Here is a 7,561-nt window from a genome sequence, read left to right as displayed (position 1 = left end):
CCCGTGCCCTGGCCGGCGCGCCGGGGGAGCACCAGGTCGTCACGGCCGACACCACCCGCCCCGCCTGGGCGCCGGGCTCCTTCGACCGCGTCCTGGTGGACGTGCCCTGCACCGGGCTCGGCGCGCTGCGCCGCCGCCCCGAGGCGCGGTGGCGGCGGCGCCCCGCCGATCTGGAGCGGTTCGCCCCGCTCCAGCGGGATCTGCTGCGCCAGGCGCTGCGCTCGGTGCGGCCGGGCGGGGTCGTCGCGTACGCCACCTGCTCCCCGCACCCGGCCGAGACCCGCGCCGTGGTGCAGGACGTGCTGCGCGCCACCCGCCGGGAGACCCCCGCCGAGCCGGTGGACGCGCGGCCGCTGCTGCTGGGGGTCCCGGAGCTGGGGGACGGTCCCGACGTCCAGCTGTGGCCGCACCTGCACGGCACCGACGCCATGTACCTCTCCCTGCTGCGCCGCACCGGCTGACCCGGGGCGGGGCGGGCTGCGGCGGACGGGCCCGCCCCGCGGCCCGCCGCCGCCGGCCATGCTGAATACTGGCCGCATGGCACAGATCAACCCCTCCATCCTGTCCGCCGACTTCGCGCGCCTGGCGGAGGAGGCGCAGGCGGTGGCCGGCGCAGACTGGCTGCACGTCGACGTCATGGACAACCACTTCGTCCCCAACCTGACGCTGGGGCTGCCGGTGGTGGAGTCGCTGCGCAAGGCGACCGACACCCCGTTGGACTGCCACCTGATGATCGAGCAGCCCGACCGCTGGGCCCCCGCCTACGCCGAGGCCGGCGCCGGTTCGGTCACCTTCCACGTCGAGGCCGCCGCCGCGCCGGTGCGGCTGGCGCGGGAGATCCGCGCCCAGGGAGCGCGCGCCGCCATGGCGCTGCGACCGGCCACCCCGATCGAGCCGTACGAGGACCTGCTCCCCGAACTGGACATGCTGCTGATCATGACCGTCGAGCCCGGCTTCGGCGGGCAGGCGTTCCTGGACATCATGCTGCCCAAGATCCGCCGGGCCCGCCGGATGATGGACCGGCACGGGCTGGAGATGTGGCTCCAGGTGGACGGCGGGGTCTCCGCGTCCACCATCGAGCGGTGCGCCGAGGCCGGGGCGGACGTCTTCGTCGCCGGGTCCGCGGTCTACAACGCGGACGACCCGGCCGGGGCCGTCGCGGCGCTGCGGGAGCAGGCGGAGCGCGCCGCCCCCGCGCACCGCCACTGACCCGGCGGCCGCCGGGCCGTGGCCGGGGAACGACCGGTGCGCGGCAGGGGTGTGACGACCCGTGCGCACTGCAGCGATCGGCTCGCGGGGGTCGCCGAGTCTGCGAGGATGAGGACGCGCAACGACCCGGGAACCAGCGGAACACGAGCGGCACCAGCCGGATGACTGTGAGGTGAGTGCGGTGTCGGCCGGAAGGTCAGCCACACGGATGGGCCCCGCCGAGCTGATGCAGGCGGCGGCAATGGCACGCCGCTTCTATCTGGAGGGCAAGTCCAAGATCCAGATCGCCGACGAGTTCGGGGTCAGCCGCTTCAAGGTCGCCCGCGTGCTGGAGTCGGCGGTCGAGCACGACCTGGTGCGGATCGAGATCCGCGTCCCGGCCGAACTGGACGCCGACCGCTCGGACGCGCTGCGCGCCCGGTTCGGGCTGCGCCACGTGGTGGTCGCCGAGTCGCCCGCCGACGCACCCGACGACACCCCGGACCCGGAGAACCTCGGCGAGGTCGCCGCGGACCTGCTGGGGGAGCTCGTCGACGAGGGCGACGTGCTCGGCCTCGCCTGGGGCCGCTCCACCATCCACATGGCCGCCGCGCTGCGGCAGCTCTCGCCGTGCACCGTCGTCCAGCTGACCGGTGTGTACGACGCCGGTACCGCCGAGCGCGGCTCGGTCGAGGCGGTGCGCCGCGCCGCCGCCGTCTCCGGCGGCAGCGCCCACCCGATCTACGCGCCCATGCTGCTGCCCGACCGGCAGACCGCGGCGGCGCTCCGCCGGCAGCCGGCGATCGCCGCGGCGTTCGAGTACTTCGACCGCGTCACCGTCGCCGCCGTCTCCATCGGCTCCTGGGAGCCGGGCATCTCCACCGTGCACGACATGCTCAGCGCGGAGGAGCGCGCCCACTACGCGTCGCTGGGGGTCGCCGCGGAGATGTCCGCGCACCTCTTCGACAGCGACGGCCGTCGCATCGGCCGGGACCTCGGCGAGCGCTGCATCACCGTGGAGGCCGACCGGCTGCGCCGGGTGCCCGAGGTGGTGGCGATCGCGGGGGGCAGCCGGAAGGCGGAGGCCATCGCCGCCGTGCTGCGCTCCGGACTGGTCACCAGCCTCGTCACGGACACCGCCGCCGCCGACCAGCTGCTCGGTACGGCGCCCGGCAGCCGTCCCGCGCTGGAGCGCGTCGACCCCGACCGGCCCTGACCTCCGGCTGACCGGCCCTGACCTCCGACCGGCCCTGACCTCCGGTCGTCCGTGGCCCCGTCGTGCCCCGGGCGGCGCGGGGCGCGGGCGGTGCGGAGGTACGCCGGTTCCCCGTTCCGCGCGGCGGCCTGGGATACTGATGTAGGAGCCACGGCAGCCCGGCCCGCGTCGAGCGGCGTACCCGCCACCGGACGGCACCGGCCTCCCACCCGCCGAGACACACCCAACCGCAGGTGAGAGAGCCCAGCATGCGATTCCTCAACGACACCGTGCCGCCGTACGACCTGACCTACGACGACGTCTTCATGGTGCCCTCGCGCTCAGCCGTGGGCTCGCGCCAGTCCGTGGACCTCGCGACTCCGGACGGCACCGGGACCACGGTGCCGCTGGTCGTCGCCAACATGACCGCCGTCGCGGGCCGCCGGATGGCGGAGACCGTGGCCCGGCGGGGCGGGCTGACCGTCATCCCGCAGGACATCCCCATCGAGGTGGTCGCCGAGGTCATCGCCTGGGTGAAGAGCCGCCACCTGGTGCTGGACACCCCCATCACGCTGGCGCCGACCCAGACGGTGGCCGACGCGCTGTCGCTGCTGCCCAAGCGCGCCCACGGCGCGGCGGTCGTCGTCGCCGACGGCAAGCCCGTCGGCATCGTCACCGAGCACGACCTCGCCGGGGTCGACCGCTTCACCCGGCTCTCCGAGGTCATGTCCCGCGACCTGCTGCTCATCGACGCCGGGCTCGACCCGCGCGAGGCGTTCCACCAGCTCGACGCCGCCCACCGCCGGATCGCTCCGGCGGTCGACGGCCAGGGCCGGCTGGTCGGCATCCTCAACCGCCGGGGCGCGCTCCGCGCCACCCTGTACACCCCCGCCACCGACGACGCGGGGCGGCTGCGGGTCGCGGCCGCCGTCGGCGTCAACGGCGACGTGGCGGGCCGTGCCGCGGCGCTGCTGGAGGCGGGCACCGACGCGATCGTGGTCGACACCGCCCACGGCCACCAGGAGTCGATGATCGCCGCCCTGGCCGCGGTGCGCTCGCTCAATCCCTCGGTCCCCGTGGTCGCCGGGAACATCGTCTCCGCCGAGGGCGTCCGTGACCTCGTCGAGGCCGGTGCCGACATCATCAAGGTCGGGGTGGGCCCGGGCGCCATGTGCACCACCCGCATGATGACCGGCGTGGGCCGGCCGCAGTTCTCCGCCGTGCTGGAGTGCGCCACCGAGGCCCGTCGGCTGGGTCGCCACGTCTGGGCGGACGGCGGCGTCCGCCACCCCCGCGACGTCGCGATGGCGCTGGCGGCCGGCGCTTCCAACGTCATGATCGGCTCCTGGTTCGCCGGCACCCACGAATCGCCCGGGGACATGCTCCAGGCCGCCGACGGACGGCTGTACAAGGAGAGCTTCGGCATGGCCTCCGCCCGCGCGGTCCGCAACCGCACCGCCGAGGAGTCCTCCTACGACCGGGCGCGCAAGGCACTGTTCGAGGAGGGCATCTCCACCTCGCGGATGTTCCTGGACCCGGCCCGTCCCGGGGTGGAGGACCTGATCGACTCCATCATCGCGGGGGTGCGGTCCGCCTGCACCTACGCGGGCGCGGACTCGCTGGAGGAGTTCCGGGAGCGCGCCGTCGTCGGTGTGCAGTCGGCCTCCGGCTACGCCGAGGGCAAGCCGCTGCACGCCAGCTGGCAGTAGCAGCCCGTCGGCCTCCCGCGGCGCGTGGGGGCAGCCGCGCCCGCGCCCGCGCTCCCCCGACCGGCGGCCCTCGGCCGCCGGTCGTGGTGTACTGCCGGGGTGCGACTGAACGGACTGGACGAGCGGATCGTCCACGCGCTGGCCGAGGACGCCCGGCGCTCCTACGCCGACATCGGCGCCGAGGTGGGTCTCTCCGCGCCCGCGGTCAAGCGCCGCGTGGACCGGCTGCGGGCCGACGGGGCGATCACGGGCTTCACCGTCACCGTCGACCCGGCGGCGATCGGGTGGCGTACGGAGGGCATGATCGAGATGTTCTGCCGTTCCCGGACCGCCCCCGAGGACATCCGGCAGGCGCTGGCCCGCTACCCCGAGGTGGTGTCGGCGTCCACCGTCACCGGGGAGGCCGACGCCGTGGTGCAGGTGCTCGCCGCCGACATGCGCCACTTCGAGCAGGTGCTGGAGCGCATCGCCGGGGAGCCCTTCGTGGAGCGCACCAAGTCGGTGCTGGTGCTCTCGCCGCTGCTGCGCCGCCACGCGGCCGGCCCCCCGGGCTGACCCCGGCAGCCCTCGGGACCCACGGCGCAACGAATCGCCGTCACGTACCGCGCAGACGCAACGGATCGCCGCACCGCGTGCCGCACACGTACCTTGTCGCAGGTCAGCGCGGCGCCGTACCGTCAACGGTGTACCCCGCACCCGCCGCCACCCGTTCCGTGAGGTCGCCTTGACGTCGCCGCTGACGCCGCTGCGCATCGCCCTGCTCCAGGGCCCGTCCGGTACCCCCGTCGACAACGCCGCGGGGGCCGCGCGGCTCGGCGACGCGATCGCCCGCGCCGCCGAGGCCGGGGCCCGGCTGCTGGTCACCCCCGAGCTGTCCCTCACCGGCTACGCGCTCGGCGACTCGGTCCAGGGCCGCGCCGAGGCCGCCGACGGCCCCGGCGCCGCCCGGGTGGCGCGGGCCGCCGCCGAGCACGGGATCGCCGTCGTCCACGGCTTCCCCGAGCGCGACCCCGCCACGGGAGCGGTGCACAACTCCGTGCAGCTCACCGGCGCCGACGGCCGGGTGGCGGCGACCTACCGCAAGACGCACCTCTACGGCGAGTTCGAGCGCGGCGCCTTCACGCCCGGCGAGGACCTGGTCGTGCAGGCCGAGCTCGGCGGCCTGACGGTCGGCCTGCTCGTCTGCTACGACGTGGAGTTCCCCGAGGCGGTGCGCGCCCACGCCCTGGCCGGCACCGACCTGCTGCTGGTGCCCACCGCGCTGATGCGCCCCTACGCCTTCGTGGCCCGCACCCTGGTGCCGACCCGCGCCTGGGAGAACCAGCTCTGGATCGCCTACGCCAACCGCTGCGGCACCGAGGGCGACCTGCGGTTCACCGGCCTCAGCGCTCTCGCCGCGCCCGACGGCACCGCCCCCGTCCGTGCCGGTGAGGGGGCGGAGCTGCTCCTCGGCACCGTCGACCCCGAACTGCTTGCCGCCTCCCGCGCGGAGAACCCCTACCTCGCGGACCGCCGCCCCGCGCTCTACGCGGACCGGGCGTCCCGGGGTGGCTGACCGCCTCCGTCCGTGCGGCCCGGCTCCGCGGATCGGCGCGCTCGCCGCCCCCACGTCCCTCGCACCTGCCGTGCCCTGTCCGTCCCACCCGTGCCAGGAGAGCCGACCATGACCTCCACGGTGCCCACCGCCGTCCACGACGACCAGCACACCGCCGACGCCGACCAGCCGCCGCTGACCATGTTCGGGCCCGACTTCCCGTTCGCCTACGACGACTGGCTCGCCCATCCCGCCGGGCTCGGGCAGGTGCCCGCCACCGCCCACGGGCGTGAGGTGGCGGTCATCGGCGGCGGCCTCTCGGGGATCGTCGCCGCCCACGAACTGATGCGGATGGGGCTGCGGCCCGTGGTGTACGAGGCGGACCGCATCGGCGGCCGGCTGCGCACCGACACCTTCCCCGGCTGTCCGCCGGAACTGACCGCGGAGATGGGCGCGATGCGCTTCCCGCCGAGTTCCACGGCGCTCGCCCACTACATCGCGCTCACCGGGCTGCACACCGAGCCCTTCCCCAACCCGCTGGCCCCCGCCACTCCGTCGACCGTGGTGGACCTCAAGGGCACGTCGCACTACGCCAGGACTCTCGACGACCTGCCCGAGGTCTACCGCACGGTCATGGCGGCGTGGAACACCTGCCTGGAGGAGGGTGCGGACTTCGCCGCGGTGCAGCACGCGATCCGGCACCGGGACGTGGCGCGGTTGCGGGAGATCTGGTCGCGCCTGGTGGAACGGCTGGACAACCAGACCTTCTACGGCTTCCTCTGCGCCTCGCCGGCCTTCGCCTCCTTCCGGCACCGCGAGATCTTCGGGCAGGTCGGCTTCGGCACCGGCGGTTGGGACACCGACTTCCCCAACTCCGTGCTGGAGATCCTGCGGGTGGTGTACACCGGTGCGGACGACGACCACCGCGGCATCGTCGGGGGGAGCCAACAGCTGCCGGAGCGGCTGTGGGACCGGGCCCCGGCCAAGACGGTGCACTGGCCGCACGGCACCTCGCTGCGGTCGCTGCACGGCGGTGAACCCCGGCCCGCCGTCACGCGGTTGACCCGTACCGCCGCGCCGGACGGCCGGACGGCGATCACCGTGACGGACGCCTCCGGTGCGGTGCGCACCTACCCGGCCGCCGTGTTCACCGCGCAGTCCTGGTTGCTGCTGGCCAGGATCGACTGCGACGAGTCGCTGCTGCCCATCGACCACTGGACGGCGGTGGAGCGCACGCACTACATGCAGTCCTCGAAGCTGTTCGTCCCCGTGGACCGCCCCTTCTGGCGCGATCCCGAGATCGGCGCGGACGGGCGGCCCACCGGTCGCGACACCATGTCGATGACGCTGACCGACCGCATGACGCGCGGCACCTACCTGCTGGAGAACGGCCCGGACCGCCCGGCGGCGATGTGCCTCTCCTACACCTGGTGCGACGACAGCTCGAAGTGGCTGCCGCTGAGCGCCTCGGAACGGTTGGAGGTCATGCTGAAGTCGCTGCGGGAGATCTATCCCGGGGTGGACGTGCGGCGCCACATCATCGGCGACCCGGTGACGGTCTCCTGGGAGGACGAGCCGTGGTTCATGGGGGCGTTCAAGGCGAACCTGCCGGGGCACTACCGCTACCAGCGCAGGCTGTTCACGCACTTCGTGCAGGACCGGCTCCCCGCGGACCGGCGCGGGCTCTTCCTCGCCGGTGACGACGTGTCGTGGACCGCGGGCTGGGCGGAGGGCGCGGTGCAGACGGCGCTCAACGCGGTATGGGGCGTGATGCACCACTTCGGTGGCGCCACGGACGCCGCCAACCCGGGCCCCGGGGACGTGTACGACGCCATCGAGCCGGTGATGCTGCCCGAGGACTGACCCGCGGGCCCGCCCCGTGCGCGGGCGGGCGCCTCCGCACGCCCTGTCACCGAAACGGCGCCGGGCGCCGAC

General features: G+C 74.7%; 6 protein-coding genes and 1 pseudogene. All 7 read left to right on the top strand.

Translation table 11 applies throughout. From position 1 onward, the window contains the following. Positions 1–461 (top strand): annotated as a pseudogene (locus HCN52_RS19310) (rRNA cytosine-C5-methyltransferase); the annotation flags it as partial. A 76-nt stretch (positions 462–537) separates the two neighbouring features. Then, positions 538–1,209: a ribulose-phosphate 3-epimerase gene (gene rpe / locus HCN52_RS19305; RefSeq protein WP_168089714.1), complete on the top strand. Its 672-nt coding sequence runs from the start codon at positions 538–540 to the stop codon at positions 1,207–1,209. Between the two features lie 208 nt (positions 1,210–1,417). Further along, positions 1,418–2,404: a sugar-binding transcriptional regulator gene (locus HCN52_RS19300; RefSeq protein WP_167974172.1), complete on the top strand. Its 987-nt coding sequence runs from the start codon at positions 1,418–1,420 to the stop codon at positions 2,402–2,404. Positions 2,405–2,652: 248 nt separating this feature from the next. Further along, positions 2,653–4,092 carry a GuaB1 family IMP dehydrogenase-related protein gene (locus HCN52_RS19295; RefSeq protein ID WP_168089716.1) on the top strand — a complete coding sequence of 480 codons (1,440 nt, stop codon included), beginning with the start codon at positions 2,653–2,655 and terminating at the stop codon, positions 4,090–4,092. Between the two features lie 99 nt (positions 4,093–4,191). Further along, positions 4,192–4,647: an Lrp/AsnC family transcriptional regulator gene (locus HCN52_RS19290; protein WP_168089713.1), complete on the top strand. Its 456-nt coding sequence runs from the start codon at positions 4,192–4,194 to the stop codon at positions 4,645–4,647. A 181-nt stretch (positions 4,648–4,828) separates the two neighbouring features. After that, positions 4,829–5,647, top strand: a complete 819-nt coding sequence (locus HCN52_RS19285) for a carbon-nitrogen hydrolase family protein (protein WP_168089715.1) — start codon at positions 4,829–4,831, stop codon at positions 5,645–5,647. A 108-nt stretch (positions 5,648–5,755) separates the two neighbouring features. Beyond that, a complete protein-coding gene (locus HCN52_RS19280; RefSeq protein ID WP_168089712.1) occupies positions 5,756–7,489 on the top strand; it encodes a flavin monoamine oxidase family protein in 1,734 nt (577 codons plus the stop codon). The last annotated feature ends 72 nt before the right edge of the window (positions 7,490–7,561 follow it).

This window comes from Streptomyces bohaiensis (genome assembly GCF_012033785.1).
Lineage (GTDB): Bacteria > Actinomycetota > Actinomycetes > Streptomycetales > Streptomycetaceae > Streptomyces > Streptomyces bohaiensis.
Note: the sequence above shows the minus strand (reverse complement) of the source record. Positions and strands in the feature narration are given on the sequence as shown.